The following is a 24,419-nucleotide window of genomic DNA, read 5'->3' as shown; positions in this document are numbered from 1 at the left end:
CTCCCTGATCCCTTAATCATGTCTCGTCCGACGGGTCGGCCTCAGCTTACGAGCTTCTTGAGCCAACCCTTCTTCTTGCCGCCCTCGGCGGCCTCATCCGTCCCGCCCTCGTCGTCGCCACCCTCCGGCGCCGGGCCTTCGATGGTTTCCTGGAACTTGGCGAAGAACTGATCCGCCATCTTCTTGGCGAACCCGTCGATGATCCGGCTGCCGAGCTGCGCGAGCTTGCCGCCCACCTTGGCATCCACGTCGTAATGCAGCCGCGTGCCGGTCTCGATCGGCTCCAGCCGCACATTGGCGCCGCCCTTGGCAAAGCCCGCGGCCCCGCCCTTGCCCTCGCCGACAATGTTGACGCTCTCCGGCGCGACCATGTCCTGCAACTCGACCGAGCCCTTGAACGTGGCCTTTACCGGGCCGACCTTCTGAACCACCACGGCCTCGAACCCCTCCTCGGGGGAGCCGTGCATCTCCTGGCAGCCCGGCACACAGGCCTTGAGAACCTCTGCATCCAGCAAGGCATTCCAGACCGTCTGTGGGTCCGCGGCGATGTCGCGCGAGTCGGTAAGATGCATCGGGGTCTTCCTTTCCGGTTGTGAGTGAGCCTAGCACGGGCACAGGGTGCGACTATTCAGACTAAGGTCGCAGATTTCAACGCTCCGGCGGCCGGAATTGCAGGCCGTAGTCGGCGAAGATCTGCTCTATGCGCCCGTCCTCCAGGGCATAGCGCACCGCGTCATCGACCCAATAGGCCAGCGGGCGATAGGCGAAATTGATGCCCAGCCCGATGGTCCACTCGCCGCGCGCGAAGCCCGGCAAAGGCGGCTGGTGGACGCCGATCCGCTCCGTCGCCCCATGCTCCAGCTGCGCAAGCGGGCCCATCGCCGCCTTGACCTCGCCCGCATCGAGCGCTGCCATCGCCTCCTCCATGGTGGTAAAGCGGCGGATGTTGTTCAGAAGCTGCCCCCCGGCCATGGACGACAGGTAGAAATCCGCGATCGAGTCGTTCTCCACCGCCACGGTGTCGAACCGGAAATAGGCCGGCACCGGCTTTTCCTCGGGATAGCTCGCCTTGTCATAGGCGATGGCGATGCTCTCCTTGTAATACTGCCCGGTGAAGACGACCTGCTCGACCCGGCAGGTGAAGGCACTGTCATAGGGCACGCGCATCATGATGTTGGACACCGCCCCGCCGATGATCGGGCCGCGCCAGACATTGTTGCGCAGGTCCGCATCCAGCGTCTCGCCCGCGGCCACGAAGTTGAACCGCGGCTCCACCCCGATATCCTCGGCGATCAGCTTGCCGATCTCGATATCGATCCCCCGGGGCGTGTTGCCCTCTTTCCACGAATAGGGCGGAAAATCCTCGTAAACGGCGATGGTGACGAAGCCCCGCTCCTGGATCGTGTCCAGGTCCTGACCGACGATGTCGCGGCCGACATTCTGGGGCTTGGGTTGCGGAACCCAATCTGCGCACCGGTCGGCATGGGCCGGTGCGCTCAGGGTAATCGTCGACATGATGGCAGCAGCAATCCAGACGGAAATGCGGACCATTATTCCTCCCATGGTATTGGATCGGCGCGCTTTTTTATGTTGTTCGGCGCGCGCCGAAACGTGGCTGAGCCGATTATTGCGCGGCAGACAGGCCGACCGTCAAGGTCTCTGCGGCGGACTTGTAGCTTTCCGGCGATCCCGCCAGCTGGGCCGCGGCCCGCCAGGCCACGCTGTCGGCCAGCGGCGCGCCGCTTTCGGTGTAAACCTCAGCGGCGATCGCTTCGAGCTCGGCCTTCAGCGCCGCCTCGTCGCCGACATCCCCCGCGATGAGCTGGTCCCGGATCTCCTTCAGGCGGTCCTGGTGGTCATCCAGCGCGCCCTCGCCCGGCCGCGTCTCGATATAGAGCCGGATCGCCCAGGCCGCCTTCTGGCCCAGCAGGTCGCCGAAAGCCGGCATCTTGGTGATCCCGTTCTGGGTGTAGCCATAGATGTAGCGCTCCATGTACCACTCGTCGCCATACTCCTCGGCCTCCAGGTACCGCAGGTCCGGCGCCAACCCGCCAGACACCGCGCCCAGCCCATGGCAGCGCGCGCAGTTCTGGTTGTAGCCCGACGCCCCGATATCGATGGCGGTCTTCCAAAGCTCCGGCTCCAGGTCCCGGTAGGGGTTCTCGGTCAGCCACTCTTCACCGACCTCGGGCAGGACGTCCGTATCGACCGGCTGTGGCGAGACATCGCCATGGGCATGGGCCATCGTGGCGGCAAGAACGGCGGCGAAGGCCAGTTGTGTTGTCGTCTTCAGGTCCATTTTCCTCAGCTCCCACGAAGGTTGTTTGATATGTTCGCCCCGCTTTTAACCGAGAGCGTGCAGCCGCAGAATTGGACTTTGGTTCAACAGACCTTCGTGCAGCAAGGGCATGATGCCGCGGCAGGGCCTATCCCCGCGCACCCGAGCGTTACTCCCTGAAAACAAGCGTCTAATCCGGCGCACCGCCCGCGCCCATCGCCGAGGCCCGGTCGACCCGGCACCGCCCCGGTCGGCGGTATGCATGCTCATACCTTGGTCGCATTTTACTCCGCAGAGCGTTGTTCGTACCGTCCGGTCAAAAGGGAGGATCACATGCATCGCCTACCGTTGGGCCTTTGTGCCGCGGCCCTGTTGGCAGGCCCTGCCGCCGCCGTGGAGTTGTCCGTTCACTACCTGCGCCAGGACGTCCCCCTTCCGCCGACCCTGTCCAATCTCGCCCCCCTGCCCGAGGATCTCGGCATGGCCGGAGCCCGCGTCGGGCTGGACGACAATACCACCACCGGCAAGTTCCTGGGCCATACCTACACGCTCGAGATCACCGAGGTGGCCGAGGGCGAGGACCTGCTGGCCGCGGCCCGCGCGGCCCTGGCCGAAACCCCCTACCTGCTGGTGGACGCCCCGGCGGCGGACCTGCTGGCCATCGCCGACATGCCCGAGGCTGCCGAGGCGCTGATCTTCAACGTCGCCGCCGCGGACGTGGCCCTGCGCGACGCCGAGTGCCGCGCCAACGTGCTGCACACCCTGCCCTCGGATGCCATGCGCACCGATGCCCTGGCGCAACTTCTGGTGCTCAAGCGCTGGGACGACCTGGTGCTGATCTCCGGCACCTACCCGGTGGACGTGGCCTATGCGGATGCGCTCCGCAAATCCCTGCGCAAGTTCGGCCTGTCCCTCGAGGCCGAAAAAACCTGGGCCTTCGATGCCGACATGCGCCGCAACGCGTCGCAGGAAGTGCCCCTCTTCACCCAGGATTTCGGCGATTACGACGCCCTGCTGGTGGCCGACGAGGTCGAGGATTTCGGCCGCTACATCCTCTACAACACCTGGCAGCCCCGCCCGGTCGCCGGCTCCGAGGGGCTGAGCCCCCGCACCTGGTCGCCGGTGGTCGAACAATGGGGCGCGGCCCAGCTCCAGTCCCGCTTCACCGACACGATCGGGCGCGACATGGAGTCGAAGGACTACGCCGCCTGGGCGGCCATGCGCAGCCTGGGCGAGGCGGTCGTGCGCACCTCCGCCGCCGATCTGCCCACCCTGCGCAGCTACATCCTCGGCGACACGTTCGAGCTGGCGGGCTTCAAGGGCCGCCCGCTGACCTTCCGCCCCTGGAACGGCCAGCTGCGCCAACCGATCCCGATCGTCCACCCCCGCGCCCTGGTCGCCCAGGCCCCGCTGGAGGGTTTCCTGCACCAGCGTACCGAGCTTGACACGCTCGGCCTCGACGAGCCCGAAAGCGCCTGCACCGCCTTCGACTGACCCGTCCCGCCCGTTCCCCGGGGCCAACGCGCCCCCCAACCATCCAGAGCCGGAGCCACACCATGAGACCGACCCTGACCGCCGCCGCCACCACCGCCCTGCTGCTGGGCACCACCGCCGCCCTCGCCTCGGGCGAGATCTGGGTGACCAACGAAAAGGACGACACGATCAGCGTGATCGATATCGCCACACTCGAAGTGGTCCGCACCATCGAGACCGGCGAGCGCCCGCGCGGCATCACCTTCTCCAAGGACTACTCCCGCGTCTATATCTGCGCCTCCGACAGCGACACGGTGCAGGTGATGGACCCGGTCACCGGCGAGATCCTGCACGACCTGCCCTCGGGCGAAGACCCCGAGCAGTTCGTCCTGCATCCCAACGACCGCCACCTCTACATCGCCAACGAGGATGACGCGATCACCACCGTGGTGGATACCGAAACCCGCCAGGTCATCGCCCAGATCGACGTCGGGATCGAACCCGAGGGCATGGCCGTCTCGCCGGACGGCAAGATCGCCATCACCACCTCCGAGACCACCAACATGGCGCACTGGATCGACACCGAGACCCAGACGCTCTTCGCCAACACCCTGGTGGACAGCCGCCCGCGCCACGCGGAATTCATCAAGGACGGGACCGAGCTCTGGGTCAGCGCCGAAATCGGTGGCACGATCTCGGTGTTCAACGTCGAGGACCAGAGCGAGATCACCAAGATCTCCTTCGAGGTCGACGGCGTCCACCCCGACCGGGTGCAGCCCGTGGGGTTTGAATTCACTGAAGGCGAAACCCACGCCTATGTGGCACTCGGGCCGTCGAACCACGTCGCGGTGGTGAACGCCGAAACCTACGAGGTGGAGGACTACATCCTCGTGGGCCGCCGGGTCTGGCACATGGATTTCTCGCCCGACCGCTCGCTGGTCTTCACCACCAATGGGGTGTCCGGCGACGTGACCGTGATCGACGTGGCCAAGCGCGAGGCGATCAAGTCGATCAAGGTCGGCCGGTTCCCCTGGGGGGCCGCCATGCGTCCCACCGAATAGAGCTGCATCCGCAGGGCGGGACTTCCCCACCTTCCCCCCCCCAAAAACCTCTGCCGCGCCGGGGTGAACCCCGGCCTACCCGTGACCCAAACTTGATGGAGACCCCATGAAACACCTCATCTTCCCCCTCGTCGCCGCCCTCGCCCTGCCCGCCGCCAGCTTCGCCGACGGCGCTCCGCGCAGCGACTGGGGCCGCGCGGGCATCCTGTCCTCGGCCAACAAGGCCGACCTGCCCCCGATCATGCTCAGCTCCGGCACGCCGCTCTCCGAAGCCCCCTGGGTGCTGACATCCGGCACCTATTACGAGTTCGAGATCCAGGGCGACGGCTCGGCCGAGCTTGCCCTGGAAGGGGCCGAGTTCTTCCGCGCGATCTGGATCGACGAAATCGTGGTCAACGACCTCGAGATACGCCCCCTCGGCGTCAACTCCATCGAGTTCGACGATGCGGGCGAGATGGAAATCGGGTTTGTCGCCATCAAGCCGGGCAGCTACTATCTGCGTATCCCAGGCTCCACCGGAGAGACCCAGCGCCTTGAAATCACCATCGAATAAACGCGCGTGACGGGCCTGTCCGTCCGCAACCTGAGCTTCTCCTACGGCTCCAGGCGCGCCCTGTCGGATGTCAGCTTCGACATCCCGCAAGGCGCGTTCTGCGCCTTGCTCGGCCCCAATGGCGCGGGCAAGTCCACGCTCTTCGGCCTGCTCACCCGGCTTTTCACCAGCCCCGAAGGCACCATCACCGTGGCCGGGCATGAGCTGCGCAAGACGCCCCGCGCGGCCCTTGCCGAGATCGGCGTGGTGTTCCAGCAATCCACCCTGGACCTGTCGCTCTCGGTGGAGCGGAACCTGAAATACTTCGCCGCCCTGCACGGGCTGGCCGGGGCCGAGGCGGCCCGCCGGATCGACGCCGCGCTCGACCGGCTAGACATGGCCGAGCGGCGGCGGGAGACCGTGCGCGACCTCAATGGCGGCCACCGCCGCCGGACCGAGATCGCCCGCGCCCTGATCCATTCCCCCTCGGTGCTGCTGCTCGACGAGCCGACCGTGGGGCTCGATGCGGCCTCCCGCGCCGCGATCACCGCCCATGTCCACGAGCTGGCCGCCGAGACCGGGCTGACCGTGCTCTGGGCCACCCACCTCACGGACGAGATCCGCGATACCGACCAGCTGCTGATCCTGCACAAGGGCGAGATCCGCGCCGACGGGACCGCCGCCGAGATCCGCGGCGCAACCCCGCTCACCGAGCATTTCCTCCGCGTCACGGCGCAGCCCGCATGACCGCCCGCCGCCCCCCTGCGCCCCCGCCCGACATCCGGCGCCGACAAGCGGTTTCGAAACCGCTTGACCCCGCCCGGTCGCACCCGGAGGGCCCGGACTGCGCGCCGGATCCCAGGCCGCAGCGCCGCGCCCTCTCCCGGCTGCCAGACAGCCCGCCGGCACGGCCGCCTCGCGCCTGCGCCGGACGCACGCGCCACCAAGCGGTTTCGAAACCGCTTGCGCGCCCTCACCCCCAGCGGCCGAAGATCGCGGCCACCGCCTGCGCACCGCACCCCCGAGGGGCGCGCTGTCCCGCCGCGCGCGCCCCGCGTCCGATCCGCATCGCAAGCTGTGGGCGTGCCTGTCGCGGCGTCCTTGCCCGGCCCCCGCGTCCGGATTGTCAGACAATGTGCCCGACACTTGCCCGACACTTGCCCGACACCTGCCCGACGCCGATCCGACCGGGTCTGGCGCGCCTTTTCGACGGTCGGAGCACGCGCCCATGAGCCCCTATCTGATCGCCCTTTTCGCCATCGTCGAGCGCGAAGCCTTCCGCTTCCTGCAACAGCGCGAGCGCTTCGTTGCGGCCCTCGTGCGCCCCCTCGTCTGGCTGCTGGTCTTCGCCGCGGGCTTCCGCGCGGCCCTGGGACTCAGCATCATCCCGCCCTACCAGACCTACATCACCTACGAGGTCTACATCGTGCCCGGCCTGTGCGGAATGATATTGCTTTTCAATGGGATGCAGTCGTCGCTCAGCCTCGTCTACGACCGGGAGATGGGCTCCATGCGCCTCCTGCTGACCTCGCCCCTGCCGCGCTGGTGGCTCCTGTTCTGCAAGCTCACGGGCGGCACCCTGATCTCCATCGCCCAGGCCTATGCGTTTCTCGCCATCGCCGCGCTTTTCGGCATCCAGATGCCCTGGCACGGCTACCTGCTGGCCTTTCCCGCGCTGCTCGTGGCGGGCCTGATGCTCGGCGCGCTCGGGCTGGCATTGTCGAGCTTTATCAAGCAGTTGGAGAATTTCGCCGGGGTGATGAACTTCGTGATCTTCCCGATGTTCTTCCTCTCCTCCGCGCTCTATCCGCTGTGGAAAATGGCCGAAAGTTCCGAACTTCTGCATGACATCTGCGCGCTCAATCCGTTCACCCACGGGGTCGAGCTGATCCGCTTCGCGCTCTACGGCGAGCTGAACCTGCCCGCCCTGGGCTGGACCACGCTGGCCTGCGCGGGGTTCATGGCGCTGGCGCTCTGGGGCTACGACCCGGCCCGCGGCATGATCAAGCGCAAGGGATGACCGAAGCCCCGGCCCCTGCTATCATGGCCCGAACCCTGGAGGCGCCATGCGTACCATACCCCTGATTCTCTGTGCCTTTCTGGCCGGCCCCGCGCTGGCCGACGAAGCGGAGGTCGATCCCGGCGGCACCCTGAACCCCGACGAGATGACCTGGCAATCCATGCTGGACCGCGCCGACCGGGGCGAGACCGACATGGTGCTCTGCGCCTCGGGCTACATGCTCACGAAGTCCGGCGACCACGAGAACGCGCGCAAGATTTTCGAGAATTGCGCCGAGGCCGGCTATACCGGGGCGATGACCTGGATGAGCCAGCTCGACGACAACGGCCTCGGGGCCGACGAGAACCCGGATGCCGCCGCCGAGTGGAACCGCCGCGCCGCCGAGGCCGGGGATGCGGTCGGAAAACTCAACCATGGCATAGACTTGCTGCGCGGACGCGGGATCGCCAAGGATCCGATCAAGGGCCGCCGGATGGTGGACGAGGCCGCGGCCGAGGGCATCGTCGCCGCCCAGCGCCTGCGCGGCGCGGGCTATGATCTGGACGAGGTCACTCCCGACGCCGACAACTGGAAATACGCGCCCTTGTTCTGACGCTCCGCGCCCAGGGTCGCGGGGCTGCCGGTCAGGGCCACGATGCGCGAGGCGAGCATCTCCGCCTCCCGTTCCACATGGGTGACGAGGATCGTCGCCAGCCCCCGCGCCGCCCGCAGCCGGGCAAAGAGCACCATCATGTCCTCGGCCAGGTCCGGGTCGAGCGACACGAAAGGCTCGTCCATCAGCAGCACATCCGGGTCCGACCCGAAGGCCCGCGCCAGCGACAGCCGCCGCTGCTGGCCCAGGGACATCTGGGTCGGGTACTGTTTTTCCTGGGCCGAAAGTCCGACCTCGGCCAGCGCGCGCCGCGCGGCCTCGACCCCCAGCCCGGTGGACAGCCGGACATTGTCCAGCGCCGACCGCCAGGGCAGCAGCGTCGGTTCCTGGAACACCATGGCCAGCCGCGGCGGCGTGGTCAGCCGACCGCGATAGCGCGACTCGAGCCCCGCGATGATCCGCAGCAGGGTGGATTTGCCGACCCCGGACGGCCCGGTGATGGCCAGGGTCTCCCCCGCGCGCACCTCCAGCGTCAGCGGCCCGAGGATCGGCGCGCCGGGCTCAAAGCCCATCTCCTGCAACTCGAGCCGGACAAGGGGCGCGCGCGGCTCGGCTTGCGCCCCCGCCGCGGTGCTGGCGTCGGTAGCCACCCGCAGGGGCCGCCGATCAGCTTCCGGGCTGGACAAAGACACCCTCGGGCAATTCCGTGGCCGCGCCGAGCAACTCTTCGCCCCCCAGTTCGGCCATCAGCTTGAGCATCCGGTTGGCCGCATCCTCGTCCACCGGGCCCGGCGCCGGGATACCCGCGCGGAAGCCCGCCTTCAGGGCTTCGAATTCCGCATCGGTGTTGGCATTCATCCGGTCGCGCAGACGGTCCCATTCGGCGTCGTCGGAGGCCAACAGATCCTTGGCACTGCGCGACGCCGCCGCCAGGCCGCGCACGATTTCGGGGTGCTGGGCCAGCATCTCGCCGGTCAGCACGTAGCCCAGCAGCGGGGTCTCACTGTCCAGCCCGAGGGATTCCGCGGCATCGGTGACGCTGACCACCTGGCGCATGCCGGAGGCCCCCATCTTGGCCATGAAATGCCAGTAGTTGATCGCCCCGTCCAACTCCCCCTGCAGCGCGGTCTTGAAGATCAGCGGCGGCGCGCCGTAGACCTGCTCTGTCCCGGTCTTGAGATCGAGCCCATAGGCCTGCTTCGCGTAGGCCTGCAGGATCAGCCAGCTCTTGTCGAGCGGCCCGCCCGCGATGCCGATCTTGCCCCCTTCGAGGTCAGCGAGCGACTGCACTGGGCTGTCTTCGGACACCATCACGCCGCCCACGGCCTTGGAGTAGGGCAGGAACACGTAGTCCTTGCCCGCGGCACGCTGCCGCGCCACCCAGAGCCAGTCCGACACGATCACGTCGGTCTCGCCGCCCTGGAATGCGACCTGGGCCGCGGACCCGCCGGCCACGCCGGTGACCTGCAACTCGAAGCCGTTGGCCGCATCGAACCCGTGATGCTTGATGGTGTCGAGTTCCCAGTTGACGGTGCCGAATTTCAGCACCTGTGCCCGCAGGACGGGTGTTTCGGCCAATGCGGCCACGGTGGTAATCGCAAGGGCCGCGACCCCGGCGCACAGCTTGGTCATGAACATGATGATCCCTCCCGGATTTGCCACACTCTACCAAGGCGCGCAGGGGGTGAAATACGACCAAAGCGTCATCCCGAATACGACCAAAGCGTCATTCAAAGGGTGCCGTGATTTGACATACCTCATTCTTCGAAGCGGGGCTCCGGCTTAGGCTTCCCGCAAGCAATGGAGGACGACATGACCCGAATACTCACCGCCGCAGCCCTGGGCCTGACGATGCTGGCACCGGCTGCGCAGGCAGGTCCGGCAACATTCGAACAAGTCAAGATCGACGCGGGCGCGGCGCTCTACGAGGCCGAGTGCCGCCGCTGCCATGCCCCGGACAGCGACCATGAAAGCTATGGTCCCCCGCTGAACAATATCGTGGGGCGCGCGGCCGGGATCGTCGAGGATTACGACTATTCCATCGCGCTCGAAGCCTCGGGCATCGTCTGGACCCCGGCCGCCCTGCGCGCCTGGATGGAAGACAATGACGGCTTCATGCCCGGCACCAAGATGCGCCATGTGGGCATCGAGGACCGCACCGTGCAGGATTTCATCATCGCCTATCTGACCAGCATCTCCGATGTCGAGATGAACCAGTCGCTGGACAAGTAGCCCCGACATCCTGTCCGATCTCGCACGCGGCGGCCCCTGGGTCGCCGTTTTGCGTGTCAGGGGTGGGAATGTGCCGGCACAAGGCGCGCCGGGCGCGACCCAGCCCTGCGACTTTGGTCGGCAGAAACGGGTTCGGAGGGGCATGATCCGCTTGTATGGGGACCCAAAGATGCATCTGAAATACGGGTTACGACTATTGTGCAATAGGTGCGCGTGCGGATTCTGGGGGACAAACGGCCCAGAGGAGTCCCCGCTGCTCGGGGATCTTAGGGACAGTAACACCATGGAGGAAACCGCATGAATCGGTTTATTGCCGCTGTAACCGCTGCCGTTGTCGCGACAGGCGCGGCCTACGCAGAAGGCATCACGGAACAAGACCTGGCCAATGACCAGGCGGATACGAGTCGCGTGCTGACCAACGGCATGGGCCGCCACCTGCAGCGCTACTCGCCGCTCGAGACGCTCAACAAGGACAACGTGGAAAACCTGGTTCCGGCCTGGGCCTTCAGCCTCGGCGGGGAAAAGCAGCGCGGACAGGAAACTCAGCCGCTCATCTATGACGGGATCATGTACATCACCGGCTCCTACAGCCGCGTCTATGCGATCGACGTCGAGACCGGCAAGGAGATCTGGCAGTACGACGCGCGTCTGCCCGAAGGCATCCTGCCCTGCTGTGACGTGATCAACCGCGGCGGCGCCATCTATGGCGACAAGTTCTACTTCGGCACGCTCGATGCCCGCATCGTGGCGCTCGACCTGAAGACCGGCGACGTGGTCTGGCGCAAGAAGATCGACGATTACAAGGCGGGCTATTCCTACACGGCCGCCCCGCTGATCGTGAACGGCCTCGTGGTCACCGGCAATTCCGGCGGCGAGTTCGGCATCGTCGGCGCGGTCGAGGCGCGCGACGCCGAGACCGGCGAGCTGGTCTGGAAGCGCCCGGTGATCGAAGGTCACATGGGTGAGCTGAACGGCGAGCCCTCGACCATGACCGGCACGCTCAACGCGACCTGGCCCGGCGACATGTGGAAGACCGGCGGCGGGGCGACCTGGCTCGGCGGCTCCTATGACGCGCGCACCGACACGCTGATCTTCGGCACCGGCAACCCGGCCCCCTGGAACAGCCACCTGCGCGGCGCGGGCGAGCCCAGCGACGATGGCATGGGCGACAACCTCTACGCCGCCTCGCGCCTCGGCATCGACCCGGCCACCGGCGAGATCAAGTGGCACTTCCAGACCACGCCGCGCGAAGGCTGGGACTTCGACGGTGTGAACGAAGTGGTCGCCTATGAGGACCGCGAGGGCAACCAGCGCCTCGCCACCGCCGACCGGAACGGCTTCTTCTACGTGCTCGATGCGGCCGATGGCGGCTTCGTCGGCGCCACTCCCTTTGTGGAGCAGATCAGCTGGGCCTCCGGCATCGACGAGAACGGCCGCCCGATCTTCGTCGAGGAAAACCGCCCCGGCGACCCGGCCGAAGCAGCCGATGGCAAGAAGGGCGAGACTGTCTTCGCGGTGCCCGGCTTCCTTGGCGGCAAGAACTGGATGCCCATGGCCTACAGCCAGCGGACCGGCAACTTCTACGTGCCCGCGAACGAATGGGGCATGGATATCTGGAACGAGCCGATCACCTACAAGAAGGGGGCCGCTTATCTCGGCTCCGGCTTCACCATCAAGCCGCTCTTCGAGGACCATATCGGCGCGATCAAGGCGATCGACCCGGACACGATGGAAATCAAGTGGACCTACAAGAACGACGCACCGCTCTGGGGCGGGGTGATGACCACCGCCGGTGGCCTGGTGTTCTTCGGCACGCCGGAGGGTGAGTTCATCGCGCTCGACGACGAGACCGGCGAGAAGCTCTGGTCCTTCCAGACCGGCTCCGGCATCGTCGGCCAGCCAATCACCTGGGAACAGAACGGCGAGCAGTACGTCTCGGTGATCTCCGGCTGGGGCGGCGCGGTTCCGCTCTGGGGCGGCGAAGTGGCCAAGAAGGTCAACTACCTCAACCAGGGGGGGATGCTCTGGACCTTCCGCCTGCCCAAGCAGTACGCCGCTAACTAAGGCAACCTGCCACTGCAACTCACGCGACGCGCGCCCTATCCGGGCGCGCGTTTTGCGTTCGACCGGAGCCCGGGCGCAGGCGGGCAGCACCGCGGACCAAGCGGTTTCGAAACCGCTTGACCCGCCCCGCGTCGGCATCCGCGCCCGGCCCGGGGAGGGGGCCAAGCGGGCGCGCGCCCGCTTACGCGTTTTCGAAAACGCGTGCCCGCGCCAGGCCCCGCCGGATTGCATCGAAACCCGGTCCATGAGACCAATGGCTTGGTTTCCAGCACAGGTTTTTCACCTATGCTCGACCCACTCGAGAACGCGTACCAGACGCGGGGGCGCGGCACATACCGCAGGGAGACACACGGGCACATGACCTCGCCAGTCGCATTCCGAAGCGCGATGATCGTGGACGATCATCCCCTCTTTCTCGATGCGCTCTCCATGACCTTGCGAACGGTCTCCGACATCGACGAAATCGCGACTGCGGACACGATGGAATCCGCGCTGTCCCAACTGGAGGGCGCCACACCGGATGTGATCGTGCTCGACCTGAACCTGCCGGACGTGAACGGGCTCGACGGGTTGATCCGGCTCAAGACCGCTGTGCCCTCCACCCCGGTGGTGGTCGTCTCGTCCATGGCCGACAACCGGATGATCACCTCGACCCTGCGCGTGGGCGCCTCGGGCTTCGTGCCCAAGCACTCCAAGCGCGAAGTCTTCCGCGAAGCGTTCGACGCGATCCAGAACGGCACCGTCTTCACCCCCGAGAACTACGTGCCCAACACCGATGCCGACAGCCCCCAGAACAACGCCGAGGAAGCGCTCGCACGGCTCGGCCTGCTGACCAAGCAGCAGGCCCGCATCCTGCAGCTGATCTGCGCCGGAAAGCTGAACAAGCAGATCGCCTATGACCTGTCCATCGCCGAGACGACCGTGAAGGCCCATGTCACCGCGATCATGCGCAAGCTGGGGGTCCAGAGCCGAACGCAGGCGGTTTTGATTGCACAGGAGGCGAATTTCGCCAATTTTGTGGCGAGCGACAATACCTTGGCCTGATACGGGGCCACGACGAGGGCCGCAGCGAAGACGGCCCATGGGAGGGGACCACAGATGCTCAGCTCGCCGGAGATCGCGGCGCAGCCTGTCGTGCAGGCCAGCGTGCTCTGCACGGACCCGGATCCCGTGGACACGCTCTGCGCGGCCCTCGGCGCCGAGCCTCTCGCCCTCGTCATCCTGTTCGTCAGCCCCTCCACCGATTTCGGCGAGGTGATCCGGGCCGCCAGCGCGCGGCTCGGCGAGACCCCCGTGCTGGCCTGCACCACGGCGGGCGAAATTTCAGCCGAGGGATACACCGAGGACGAGATCGTCGCGGTCGGCCTGCCATCGCGGCATTTCGCCATTGAGACCATGCTGATCGACACGCTCGAAGAGATCGACTCCCAGGAATTGATCGGGCGCACGATCCGGCGGCGGCAATCGCTGATGCGGCTTGCGCCCGACTGGCAGAACGAGTTCGCCTTCCTGATGATCGACGGGCTGTCGCTCAAGGAGGATGAGCTGGCCTTCGGGCTGGCCACGGGGCTCGGTCCCGTGCCGCTCTTCGGCGGGTCCGCCGGGGACGGCGCGCGGTTCGAGGAAACCTTCGTCGCGCTTAACGGCATCGCCTACCAGGATGCGGCGATCGTCACCTTCGTGCGCACCCGCTGCCCGGTGCGGGTCTTCAGCCTCGACCACCTGCGGCCCACGGGTCGGCGGATGGTGGTGACCGGGGCCGACCCGAGCCGCCGCATCGTGCGTACGCTCAATGCCGCGCCCGCCGCCCGGGAATACGCCCGTATCCTGGGCAAGGATCCCGAGCAGCTCGGCCCCTTCACCTTCGCCGCCCACCCGGTGGTGGTCACCATCGGCGGCACCCACCATGTGCGCGCGATCCAGCAGGTGACCGAACAGGGCGACCTGGTGTTCTTTTCCGCCATCGACGAGGGGCTGGTGCTGACCCTGGCCGAGCCCGACCACCTGGTCGAGCATCTCGAACGGGAATTCCAGGCCCTGTCGGCCGAGGTCAAACCGGCCGCCATCATCGCCTGCGACTGCATCCTGCGGCGGCTGGAGGCCGGCCAGAAGCAGCTTCTGGGCCGCATGTCGAACACGCTGGCCGAGCATTGCGTTGTCGGCTTTTCAACCTATGGTGAACAACTGAACGCAATGCACGTGAATCATACCATGACCGGGGTGGCGATCTATCCACCGCCGCCGGAAGATGGTGAGGCCGGGAGCCTGCATGACCGACTGGCTGATCGACCCGAATGATACGCTGGAGCAGCAGAACGCCAAGCTGCGCCAGATCACCGGCGTGCTCATGCGCCGGGTCGAACAGGATACCGACCGCACCGGTGTCGCCTATCGCCAGTTCGAACGCGCCGCCCTGCTGGAGGACCAGGTCCGCCAGCGCACCGCCGACCTGGAACATGCGCTCGACCTTCTGAACGAATCCAACGCGCGGCTGGCCGAGGCCAATCGCGCCGCCGAGAGCGCGCGGGCGGACCTGTCCAGTGCGATCGAGACGATCCAGGAGGGCTTCGCGCTCTTCAACGCGCGCGACGAGCTGGTGATGTGCAACAGCCGGTTCGGGATGCACATGCTCGATCTGCAGACCGAGCTGACGCCGGGGCTGAGCTTCGCGCGCTACGTGGAGCTGGTCAGCCGCAGCAAGTACCTCGCCCTGCCCGACGGGGTCGGCTCCGCGGACTGGGCCGCGCGGCGCCTGAAACGGCACCAGGACAATCACGTGATCTTCAACGACCGCATGGTGCGCGACCGCTGGGTGCAGGTGTCCGAACACCGCACCCATGACGGCGGCACGGTGATCATGCAGACCGATGTGACCGACATCATGCGGCTGGAGCGCGAAGAACGCGACAAGCTGCTGGACGGGCAGTCGAAGATGCTGCGCGCCACGCTCGATCACCTCAACCAGGGCGTGGTGATCTTCGACAGCGACAGCCGCCTGATGGGCTGGAACAAGCGCGTCGGCACCCTGCTGGCGCTGCCGCTGAACCGGTTCCGCCTGGGCACGCAGTTCCAGTCCCTGCTGGAGCGTTTCGAGGCCGAGCTGAGCTTCGAGTCCGAGGAAAACCGCGCGAACCTCTGGCGCTGGGTGATGCGCAAGACCAACCGCAAGCCGATCAGCTTCGAGGTCAAGCGCCGGGATGGCATGATCCTCGACGTCTTCGCCCAAGAGATGCCCGACAAGGGCTTCGTGATCAGCTTCACCGACGTGACCGCCGAACGCGAAGCCACCCGCACCCTGTTCCAGGTCAACGAGTTGCTGGAACAGCGGGTGATGGAGCGCACGCTGGAGCTGGAGGATGCGCTATCCTCGGCGGAGCGGGCCAATGCCTCCAAATCGCGCTTCGTGGCCGCCGCCAGCCACGACCTGCTGCAACCGCTCTCGGCGGCCAAGCTCTATGTCTCGGCGCTGGACGGGCCGGAGACGACCGAGGCCACGCGGGAGATCGCCCACAAGGCCCACCGCGCCTTGCTCAGTGTCGAGAACATCATCGACGCCCTGCTCGACATCTCGAAACTCGAAGCCGGCATGGCCGCGCTGGAGGTGTCGTCGGTGCCGCTGAACACGGTGTTCGACGCCATCCGCGAACAATTCAGCCCGCTGGCTGCCCAGAAAGGTTTGGAATTCAAGGTGATGCCCTGTGCGGTGGTGCTGGAATCCGACCCATCCTACCTGCGCCGGATCGTTGCTAACCTGGTGTCCAACGCCATCCGCTACACCGCCGAGGGGCGTACACCGCCGAGGGGCGGGTTCTGGTGGGGGCGCGGCGCAACGGCAATTCCATCCGGATCGAGGTCTGGGATACCGGCCCCGGCATCCCCGAGGCCAAGCAGGACATCATCTTCCAGGAGTTCGAGCGCCTCGATGCCAAGGCCAGCGCCTCCGAGGGGCTGGGGCTGGGTCTCGCCATCGTGGAGCGGGCCTGCGCGCGGCTCGGCCACCCGCTGGGCCTGTGGTCGGTGATGGGCCAGGGCTCGGGCTTTTTCGTCAACGTCGCCCGGTCGATGCAACCGCACCTGACCCTGAACACCGGCCTGACCAAGATGAGCAGCGCGGGCCTTCAGGGCAGCGGGATGATCGTGCTGCTGGTGGAGAACGATCTCGACCTGCGCCGCGCCATGACCCTGCTGCTCGAGAAGTGGGATATCAGCGTTCTGGACGTGCACGGCGCCTCCGAGGCGGTCGAGCTGCTGGACGAGATCGAGATCGCCCCGGACGCCATGCTGATCGACTACCAGCTCGACGGCGGTGAGAACGGGCTCGACCTGATCCGGCAGGTGCAGGCGCGCCATGGCGCGGTGCCCACGCGGCTGATCTCGGCCAACCGCTCGCCGGAGCTGCGGGCGCGCTGCGCGGCGCAAAACATCGAGCTGCTCAACAAGCCCATCGATGCCCGCACCCTAGAGCGGTTCCTGACCGAAGCGCTGAAATCGGCGCGCGATTTCCGCGCCTAGGGCGCGGCGCGGGCGATAAGGGCCTGCACCGAGGGACCGAGCGCTGCGACGATCTTGGCGACCCCGGCCGCATTGGGATGGATCCCGTCGCTCTGCATGTAGCTGCGCAAGGCCGTGGCCTGGTCATCCTCGGCGGTCAAGGCGGCCAGGAAGCTCTCTTCGTGCAGCGCCCCGTATTGCGCGGCCAGCTCGGGATACATCGCGTCGAACGCAGCCTTGTAGTCGAGGCCGTAATTGCCCGGCGCCTCCAGCCCCACCAGCAGCACCGGCAACCCCCGCGCCGCCGCCCGGCTCAGGATCCCGTCGAGATTGGCGCGGCTCACCGCCGGGTCGATCCCGCGCAGCAGGTCATTGCCCCCCAGCGCCACGATCAGCGCGTCGACCTCGGGCGTCAGCGTCCAGTCCACCCGGCTCAGCCCGCCCGCCGTGGTATCGCCCGACACGCCCGCATTGATCAGCGTGACCTCCTCGCCCTGCGCCTCCAGCCAAGCCTGCAGCTGCGGCACGAACCCGTCCTGCTGCGGCAGCCCGTAGCCCTGGGTCAGGCTGTCGCCCAGGGCCGCGACCACCACCGGCTCGGCCCAGGCGGGCGCAAGGCTCAGCCACAGTGCGCTCGCGGCCGCGGCAAGTCCCGCGCCAGCCTTGCGAATGCCGCCATCCGCCCCATATCCAGACGCAACGCCCCGCAATGCCCGCATCCCCCACCGGAGACCCCTTCCCATGACCGATCCCGTTCTGTCCCTGACCGATGTGTCCCTGCGCCTGGATGGCAACGCGGGGCCGGTGGATATCCTGCATGATATCTCGCTGAAGGTCGAAACCGGGGAAACTGTGGGGCTGATCGGGCCGTCGGGGTCTGGCAAGTCGTCTCTCCTCATGGTGCTTGGCGGGTTGGAGCGTGCGTCTTCGGGGCAGGTGCTGGCGCTCGGCCATGACCTGACCCGGCTCGATGAAGACGCGCTCGCCCGGTTCCGCAGGGATCATATGGGCGTGGTGTTCCAATCCTTCCACCTCATTCCGACAATGACCGCCCTGGAAAACGTCGCCACCCCGCTGGAACTGGCCGGCGCGGCCGACGCGTTCGAACGGGCCGAGGCCGAGCTGGTCGCCGTGGGCCTTGCCGACCGGGTGCATCACTACCCGTCGCAGATGTCCGGCGGCGAGCAGCAGCGCGTGGCGCTCGCCCGCGCCGCCGCCCCGCGCCCGGCGCTGCTCCTGGCCGACGAGCCCACGGGCAACCTCGATGGCAGCACCGGCGAGGCGATCATGGACCTTCTCTTCGGGTTGCGCGACCGGCACGGGGCGACCCTGGTTCTCGTGACCCATTCGCGCGAACTGGCCGCGCGCTGCGACCGGGTGGTCCGCCTGCGCGACGGCCGGATCGAGAGCGACAGCGCCGCCGCCCCCCGCGAGGCCGCGGAATGAACCTGGCCGTCGCGGGCCGGATCGCCCGGCGGGAATTGCGCGGCGGGGTCCGCGGGTTCCGGGTCTTCCTGTTGTGCCTGGTGCTGGGCGTGGCGGCGATTGCCGCCGTGGGCTCGGTCCGCGTGGCGATCCAGCAGGGGCTGGAGCGCGAAGGCGCGGTGATCCTTGGCGGCGACGGGCAGATGGAGTTCACCTACCGCTTCGCCGAGCCGGGTGAGCTGGCGTGGATGGAAGAGAACGCGCTCGAAGTCTCTGAAATCGTGGAGTTCCGCTCCATGGTCGTGGTCGACGGCCCCGACGGGCCCGAACGCGGGCTGACCCAGGTCAAGGCGGTCGACGACCTCTATCCGCTCAAGGGCGCGGTGGTGCTGGAGCCCGCGATCCCCCTGGCCGAGGCCTTGGGCGGCGAGATCCCCGGCGCGGTCATGCAGCGGGTTCTGATCGACCGGATGGGGCTGGAGATCGGCGACACCTTCCGGCTGGGCACGCAGGAGTTTCGCCTCACCGCCGCGCTGGAGCGCGAGCCGGACAGTGCCGGGGGCGGGTTCGGCCTTGGCCCCACCACCATCCTGCGCACCGAGGCGCTGGCCGAGAGCGGCCTGATCGGCCCCGGCACCCTCTACGAGACCGAGTACCGCCTCGCCCTGCCCGAGGATGCGGACCTGCAGGCGCTGGAGGAGGAGGCCGAGGCGCTCTTCCGCGACACCGGCATGCGCTGGCGCGACAGCCGCAACGCCGCGCCGGGGGTCGAACGCTTCGTCGAACGGATCGGGTCGTTCCTTGTGCTCGTCGGGCTGGCGGGGCTGGCCGTGGGGGGCGTGGGCATCTCGGCGGCGGTGCGCGCCTATCTCGACGGCAAGACCCAGGTGATCGCGACGCTCAAGACCCTGGGCGCCGAGGGGGGCACGATCTTCGCGGCCTACCTGATCCAGATCGGCATCCTGACGGCGATCGGCGTGGGCCTGGGCCTCGTGCTCGGGGCGGCGATCCCGATCGTGGCGGCCCCGCTGCTGACCGCGAACCTGCCCATGCCCGCGGCCTTCGGCCTCCATCCCGGGCCCCTGGCCGAGGCCGCGCTCTACGGGGTGCTGACGGCGCTGGTCTTCACGCTCTGGCCGCTCGCCCGGACCGAACAGGTGCGCGCGGCAGAGCTTTTCCGCGATGCGGCGGCGCCGAAATTCCACCTGCCCAGCCGCCGCTACATGGTGGCGCTGGGGCTGGCGGTCGCGGCCCTGATCGGCAGTGCCGTGGCCTTCTCGGGCATCCCGACCCTGGCGCTCGGCTCGCTCGGCGGGATCGCTGGGGCGCTTTTGCTGCTGGTGGGGGCGGCCTGGCTGGTGCGGCGCGCCGCCCGGCGGCTCGCCCGGTCGCGCATGGTGCGGGGGCGGACCGCTCTGCGCCTGGCCCTGGGGGCCGTGGGCGGACCGGGCGGCGAGACGACCTCGGTGGTCCTGTCCCTGGGCCTCGGCCTTGCGGTGCTGGCCGCCGTGGGCCAGATCGACAGCAACCTGCGCAACGTGATCGCCGAAGAGCTGCCCAACGATGCGCCCAGCTATTTCTTCGTGGACATCCAGCCCGACCAGATCGGCGATTTCCTCAGCCGCACCCGGGGCGACCCGGCCGTGCGGCGGGTGGACAGCGCGCCGATGCTGCGCGGGGTGATCACCCGGATCAACGGCGAACCTGCCCGCGAGGTGGCGGGCGATCACTGGGTGCTGCGCGGCGACCGGGGCGTGACCTATGCCACCGCACCCGGGCCGGACACCCGCATCGTCGAAGGCGCATTCTGGCCCGAGGATTATGACGGCCCACCGCAGATCAGCTTCGCCGAGGAAGAGGCCCGCGAGTTGGGACTGGAACTCGGCGACCGGCTGACCGTGAACATCCTCGGGCGCGATATCGAGGGGGAGATCACGAGCTTCCGCGTCGTGGATTTCTCCACCGCCGGGATCGGCTTCGTGCTGACCATGAACCCCGCGGCCTTGCGCGGCGCGCCGCACACCTTCATCTCCACCGTCTATGCCGAGGAGGCCGCCGAAGCGCAGCTTCTGCGCGACGTGGCGGCGGACGCGCCGAACATCACCGCGATCCGGGTGCGCGACGCCATCGACCGGGTGACCGAGGCGCTCTCGGGGCTGGCCGCGGCGACAAGCTACGGCGCGGCGGCGACGCTGGTCACCGGCTTCGTGGTGCTGATCGGGGCTGCGGCGGCGGGCGAGCGGGCGCGGGTGTTCGAGGCCGCGGTGCTCAAGACCGTGGGCGCGACCCGGGGGCGGATCCTGGCAAGCTTTGCGCTGCGCTCGGCGATGCTGGGGCTGGCGGCGGGGCTGGTGGCGATCTTCGCCGGCGGGCTGGCGGGCTGGGGGGTGATGACCTTCGTGATGGAGGCGGGCTACCGGTTCGAGCCGGTCTCGGCGCTGGCCATCGTCACCGGCGGGGCGCTGGCGACCCTGCTGGCGGGGCTTGCCTTCGCCTGGCGGCCCCTGGCCACCCGCCCCGCCCGGACCCTCCGCGCCCGGGAGTAGCCCGCAAGGACCGGTGAGGGGTTGCGCCGCGCTATGCGCGTCGCCGGGGCGGGGGCTCCGCCCCGCCGCCATTGTCGCTCGGACCAATGGCGCGCCAATGACGGCCCCCGGAGTATTTGGACAAAGATGAAGCAGACGGTGGGCGCTCGCCGGTGCCCTCGCCGCGCCTGTCGCGCCGGGCAAGCGCGCCCGCGCATCCTGGCGCTCACCCGGACCGGCGCTGCGACTACCCGCCCCCGACAGGGGGCGGGCCGGGCCCAACGGGAGGCGCTGCGCCCGGCAGTGTGCGGCAACGACGGGCGGGAGCCCCCCGAACCGCGAGAGCGGCCAAGAGCCGCCGGAGACGGCCCTGAAGGCGCCCGGGCCGACCTATTCCGCCGGTTCGGCGTAGTCTTCGACCGGCGGGCAGGTGCACACCAGGTTGCGGTCGCCATAGGCGTTGTCCACCCGGTTCACCGGCGGCCAGTACTTGTCGACCCGGAACGCGCCCGGCGGGTAGCAGGCCTGCTCGCGGCTATAGGGGCGGTCCCAGTCACCCACCAGATCCTCGACCGTGTGCGGCGCGCGCTTGAGCGGGTTGTTCTCCGCGTCCAGGGTGCCCGCGGCAATCGCGTCCGCCTCCTCCCGGATCGCCAGCATCGCATCGCAGAACCGGTCGAGCTCGGCCTTGGGCTCGCTCTCCGTGGGCTCCACCATCAGGGTGCCCGCCACGGGCCAGCTCATGGTCGGCGCGTGAAAGCCGCAATCCATCAGCCGTTTGGCGACGTCTTCGACCGAAACGCCCGCGATCTTGTCCAGAACCCGCGTGTCGAGAATGCACTCATGCGCCACCCGCCCCTTGTTGTTGGCATAGAGGATCGGGAAGCCCGCGCTCAGCCGCTTGGCCATGTAATTGGCGTTCAGGATCGCCACCTTGGTCGCCTGGGTCAGCCCCGCGCCCCCCATCAACAGGCAATAGGCGTAGGAGATCGTCAGGATCGACGGGCTGCCATAGGCCGCCGACGCCACCGCCCCCGCGTCGCCGAACCCCGCGCCCGTGGCCGTCGCATGGCTCGGCAGATGCGGGGCGAGATGCGCCTTCACCCCGATCGGCCCCATGCCCGGACCGCCGCCGCCATGGGGGATGCAGAAGGTCTTGTGCAGGTTCAGGTGGCTCACATCGCCGCCCAGATCGCCCGGGGCCGACAGCCCCACCATGGCGTTCATGTTGGCCCCGTCGATATAGACCTGCCCGCCATGGGCATGGGTGATGTCGCAGACCTCGCGCACGATCTCCTCGAACACCCCGTGGGTCGAGGGATAGGTGATCATGCAGCCGGCCAGGTTTTCCGAATGCTGCTCGGCCTTGGCGCGGAAATCCTCCAGGTCGATATCGCCGTTCTCGGCGGATTTCACCACGACGACCTTCCAGCCGACCATCTGCGCGCTGGCGGGGTTGGTGCCATGGGCCGAGGTCGGGATCAGGCAGATATTGCGATGCCCCTCGCCCCGCGCCCGGTGATAGCCGCGAATGGCCAGAAGGCCCGCATATTCCCCCTGCGCGCCGGAATTGGGCTGCATCGACATCGCGTCATAGCCCGTCACATCGCACAGCATCTGCGACAGCTCGGCGATCATCTCGTGATAGCCCGCCGCCTGGTCCGCGGGGGCGAACGGGTGCAGGTTGGCAAACTCCGGCCAGGTGAGCGGCAGCATCTCGACCGTCGCGTTCAGCTTCATGGTGCACGACCCCAGCGGGATCATCGCCCGGTCCAGCGCCAGGTCCCGGTCCGCCAGCCGCCGCATGTAGCGGGTCATCTCCGCCTCGGCGCGGTTCATGTGGAAGATCGGGTGGGTCATGTAGCTGCTCTCGCGCAGCATCTCCTGGGGCAGGTGATAGACCATCCGGGTCTTGTCATAGACCATGCCCTCGGCCCCGAAGGCGCGCCAGACCGCCTCGATGGTGCGGCCCAGGGTCAGCTCGTCCAGGGTGATCCCGATCCGGTCCGTGCCGACCTTGCGCAGGTTGACGCCCTCGCGCAGGGCGGCGGCGAGGATCACGCCCTGCATCGACCCCACCTTGACCGTGATCGTGTCGAAATAGTCCTGCGGGTCCACCTTGAAGCCCAGCTCGGTCAGCCCGTCGGCCATGCGCGCGGTTTTCCGGTGCACGGTCTGGGCAATCGCCTTGAGCCCGTCGGGCCCGTGGAACACCCCGTACATGGACGCCATGACCGCCAGCAGCGCCTGCGCGGTACAGACGTTGGAATTGGCCTTCTCGCGGCGGATATGCTGCTCGCGCGTCTGCAGCGACAACCGGTAGGCCTTGTTGCCACGCGCATCCACCGACACCCCGATGATGCGGCCCGGCATGGACCGCTTCAGCGCGTCGGTGCAGGTCATGTAGGCCGCGTGCGGGCCGCCGAAGCCCATGGGCACCCCGAAACGCTGTGTCGAGCCGATGGCCACATCCGCCCCCATCTCGCCCGGCGATTTCAGCAGGGTCAGCGCCAGCGGATCGGCGGCCACGATGGCCAGCGCGCGGGCGCCGTGCAGGGCCGCGATCACGTTCGTGTAGTCGCGCACATGGCCGTAGCTGCCCGGGTACTGGAAGAGCGCGGCAAAGACCGCCTCGGGGTCGAGCGCGTCGACCGCGCCCACGATCACCTCGATCCCCAGGGGCTCGGCCCTCGTGCGGATCACGTCGATGGTCTGGGGGTGGCAATCCTCGGCCACGAAGAAGCCGCGCGCCTTGGATTTCGACGCGCGCTGCGCCATGGCCATAGCCTCGGCCGCCGCGGTGCCCTCGTCCAGCAACGAGGCATTGGCGATTGGCAGCCCGGTCAGGTCCGCCATCATCGTCTGGAAGTTCAGCAGCGCCTCGAGCCGACCCTGGCTGATCTCGGGCTGGTAGGGGGTATAGGCCGTGTACCAGGCCGGGTTTTCCAGGATGTTGCGCAGGATCACCGGCGGCGTGTGCGTGCCGTGATAGCCCTGCCCGATCAGCGAGGTCAGGACCGTGTTCTTGTCCGCCAGCTCCCGCATCCGGTGCAGGGTGTCGCGCTCGCTCAGCGCCGGGCCGAAGGCCAGCGGATCGCGCCGCCGGATGCCCTCGGGCAGCGCCTCGTTGATCAGCGCCTCCAGCGACGGCACGCCGAGCGTGGCGAGCATCTGTCCCATCTCCTTGGGCGAGGGGCCGATATGGCGGCGATTGGCGAAATCGTAGGGCGCGTAGTCCGTCAGCGAAAAACCCATGGTGGTCTCCTTGCGCGAAGCGGCGGGGGCCTGAGGCGGGGTCGGGACCGCCTCGGGCGGGCGTATTTCCGGAACGATAAGGGGCGCGGCCTTACCCGATCAAGGCGGCGTAGCCCTCGGCATCCAGCAGCTCGGACAGCTCACCCGGATCGCTCAGCTTGATCTTGTAGAGCCAGGAATTGCCCTCGGGATCTTCGTTGAGCTCCGCGGGGGTTTCGACCAGCGCCGCGTTGGCCTCGACGATCTCGCCGGTCACCGGGGCGAAGATGTCCGAGGCGGCCTTGACGCTCTCGACGACGCCGATCTCGTCGCCCTTGACGAAGGTCTCGCCCTCGGGCTGCAGCTCGATGAACACCACCTCGCCCAGTTGCTCGGCGGCGTGTTTGGTGATGCCGATGGTGGCCGTGTCGTCCTCGACCTCGATCCATTCGTGGTCATCGGTGTAGTATGTTGTGGGCATCGCGCGGGGCC

The 24,419-nt window shown here is 67.9% G+C and carries 20 protein-coding genes and 1 pseudogene; 13 read left to right on the top strand and 8 right to left on the bottom strand.

Annotation, left to right across the window (positions count from 1 at the left end; genetic code table 11):
* Window positions 1-41 precede the first annotated feature (41 nt).
* The 3 genes from PVW48_RS12855 to pedF all read right to left on the bottom strand — a co-directional run bounded on the left by PVW48_RS12855 (window position 42) and on the right by pedF (window position 2,299).
* Window positions 42-572 (bottom strand): CoxG family protein, encoded by a 531-nt coding sequence (locus tag PVW48_RS12855; RefSeq protein WP_012179322.1) that lies wholly within the window; start codon window positions 570-572, stop codon window positions 42-44.
* Between the two features lie 76 nt (window positions 573-648).
* Complete coding sequence (locus tag PVW48_RS12850; RefSeq protein WP_012179323.1) at window positions 649-1,551, bottom strand: substrate-binding periplasmic protein; 903 nt, start codon at window positions 1,549-1,551, stop codon at window positions 649-651.
* 73 nt (window positions 1,552-1,624) lie between these two features.
* Window positions 1,625-2,299 carry a cytochrome c-550 PedF gene (gene pedF, locus PVW48_RS12845; protein WP_012179324.1) on the bottom strand — a complete coding sequence of 225 codons (675 nt, stop codon included), beginning with the start codon at window positions 2,297-2,299 and terminating at the stop codon, window positions 1,625-1,627.
* A gap of 312 nt (window positions 2,300-2,611) precedes the next feature.
* Here pedF and PVW48_RS12840 point away from each other — a divergent pair, with 312 nt between their 5' ends.
* From PVW48_RS12840 to PVW48_RS12815, 6 genes are all read left to right on the top strand, one after another.
* Complete coding sequence (locus PVW48_RS12840; protein ID WP_274581627.1) at window positions 2,612-3,772, top strand: ABC transporter substrate-binding protein; 1,161 nt, start codon at window positions 2,612-2,614, stop codon at window positions 3,770-3,772.
* A gap of 62 nt (window positions 3,773-3,834) precedes the next feature.
* Window positions 3,835-4,812, top strand: coding sequence for a YVTN family beta-propeller repeat protein (locus tag PVW48_RS12835; RefSeq protein ID WP_274581626.1), 978 nt, complete (start codon window positions 3,835-3,837; stop codon window positions 4,810-4,812).
* Between the two features lie 106 nt (window positions 4,813-4,918).
* A complete protein-coding gene (locus PVW48_RS12830) occupies window positions 4,919-5,365 on the top strand; it encodes a hypothetical protein (RefSeq protein WP_012179327.1) in 447 nt (148 codons plus the stop codon).
* A 6-nt stretch (window positions 5,366-5,371) separates the two neighbouring features.
* Entirely contained in the window at window positions 5,372-6,091 is a 720-nt protein-coding gene (locus PVW48_RS12825) for an ABC transporter ATP-binding protein (RefSeq protein WP_274581625.1), read from the top strand.
* A gap of 481 nt (window positions 6,092-6,572) precedes the next feature.
* Window positions 6,573-7,364: an ABC transporter permease gene (locus PVW48_RS12820; protein WP_012179329.1), complete on the top strand. Its 792-nt coding sequence runs from the start codon at window positions 6,573-6,575 to the stop codon at window positions 7,362-7,364.
* A 46-nt stretch (window positions 7,365-7,410) separates the two neighbouring features.
* Window positions 7,411-7,956, top strand: coding sequence for a tetratricopeptide repeat protein (locus PVW48_RS12815; protein ID WP_012179330.1), 546 nt, complete (start codon window positions 7,411-7,413; stop codon window positions 7,954-7,956).
* Here PVW48_RS12815 and PVW48_RS12810 read toward each other — a convergent pair.
* Complete coding sequence (locus PVW48_RS12810; protein WP_012179331.1) at window positions 7,896-8,606, bottom strand: ABC transporter ATP-binding protein; 711 nt, start codon at window positions 8,604-8,606, stop codon at window positions 7,896-7,898. The genes PVW48_RS12815 and PVW48_RS12810 overlap by 61 nt on opposite strands.
* 16 nt (window positions 8,607-8,622) lie before the next feature.
* Complete coding sequence (locus tag PVW48_RS12805) at window positions 8,623-9,594, bottom strand: ABC transporter substrate-binding protein (protein WP_274581624.1); 972 nt, start codon at window positions 9,592-9,594, stop codon at window positions 8,623-8,625.
* Window positions 9,595-9,768: 174 nt separating this feature from the next.
* Between PVW48_RS12805 and PVW48_RS12800 the strand changes: the two genes are divergently transcribed.
* The 5 genes and pseudogenes from PVW48_RS12800 to PVW48_RS12780 all read left to right on the top strand — a co-directional run bounded on the left by PVW48_RS12800 (window position 9,769) and on the right by PVW48_RS12780 (window position 16,764).
* Window positions 9,769-10,188: a c-type cytochrome gene (locus tag PVW48_RS12800; protein ID WP_012179333.1), complete on the top strand. Its 420-nt coding sequence runs from the start codon at window positions 9,769-9,771 to the stop codon at window positions 10,186-10,188.
* A 297-nt stretch (window positions 10,189-10,485) separates the two neighbouring features.
* Window positions 10,486-12,252 (top strand): PQQ-dependent methanol/ethanol family dehydrogenase, encoded by a 1,767-nt coding sequence (locus PVW48_RS12795; RefSeq protein ID WP_274581623.1) that lies wholly within the window; start codon window positions 10,486-10,488, stop codon window positions 12,250-12,252.
* Window positions 12,253-12,609: 357 nt separating this feature from the next.
* On the top strand, window positions 12,610-13,296 hold the full coding sequence (locus tag PVW48_RS12790) for a response regulator transcription factor (RefSeq protein WP_274581622.1): 687 nt from the start codon (window positions 12,610-12,612) through the stop codon (window positions 13,294-13,296).
* Window positions 13,297-13,350: 54 nt separating this feature from the next.
* On the top strand, window positions 13,351-14,550 hold the full coding sequence (locus PVW48_RS12785; protein WP_274581621.1) for an FIST N-terminal domain-containing protein: 1,200 nt from the start codon (window positions 13,351-13,353) through the stop codon (window positions 14,548-14,550).
* A pseudogene (locus tag PVW48_RS12780) lies at window positions 14,522-16,764 on the top strand (PAS-domain containing protein). Before PVW48_RS12785 ends, PVW48_RS12780 begins: the two are co-directional and overlap by 29 nt.
* Here PVW48_RS12780 and PVW48_RS12775 read toward each other — a convergent pair.
* Complete coding sequence (locus PVW48_RS12775; protein ID WP_274581620.1) at window positions 16,761-17,462, bottom strand: arylesterase; 702 nt, start codon at window positions 17,460-17,462, stop codon at window positions 16,761-16,763. The pseudogene PVW48_RS12780 and the gene PVW48_RS12775 sit on opposite strands and share 4 nt — an antisense overlap.
* A gap of 22 nt (window positions 17,463-17,484) precedes the next feature.
* On the opposite strand from PVW48_RS12775, the gene PVW48_RS12770 reads away from it, so the two are divergent.
* Window positions 17,485-18,189 (top strand): ABC transporter ATP-binding protein, encoded by a 705-nt coding sequence (locus tag PVW48_RS12770; RefSeq protein ID WP_274581619.1) that lies wholly within the window; start codon window positions 17,485-17,487, stop codon window positions 18,187-18,189.
* On the top strand, window positions 18,186-20,714 hold the full coding sequence (locus PVW48_RS12765) for an ABC transporter permease (RefSeq protein WP_274581618.1): 2,529 nt from the start codon (window positions 18,186-18,188) through the stop codon (window positions 20,712-20,714). Before PVW48_RS12770 ends, PVW48_RS12765 begins: the two co-directional genes overlap by 4 nt.
* Before the next feature lie 369 nt (window positions 20,715-21,083).
* Here the strand turns inward: PVW48_RS12765 and gcvP are convergent, their stop codons facing one another.
* Both gcvP and gcvH read right to left on the bottom strand, forming a co-directional pair.
* Window positions 21,084-23,948, bottom strand: coding sequence for an aminomethyl-transferring glycine dehydrogenase (gene gcvP, locus PVW48_RS12760; RefSeq protein WP_274581617.1), 2,865 nt, complete (start codon window positions 23,946-23,948; stop codon window positions 21,084-21,086).
* A 91-nt stretch (window positions 23,949-24,039) separates the two neighbouring features.
* On the bottom strand, window positions 24,040-24,408 hold the full coding sequence (gcvH, locus tag PVW48_RS12755; protein WP_274581616.1) for a glycine cleavage system protein GcvH: 369 nt from the start codon (window positions 24,406-24,408) through the stop codon (window positions 24,040-24,042).
* Window positions 24,409-24,419 lie beyond the last annotated feature (11 nt).

It is taken from the genome of Dinoroseobacter sp. PD6 (genome assembly GCF_028807315.1).
In the GTDB taxonomy this organism is placed as follows: domain Bacteria; phylum Pseudomonadota; class Alphaproteobacteria; order Rhodobacterales; family Rhodobacteraceae; genus Dinoroseobacter; species Dinoroseobacter shibae.
Note: the sequence above shows the minus strand (reverse complement) of the source record. Positions and strands in the feature narration are given on the sequence as shown.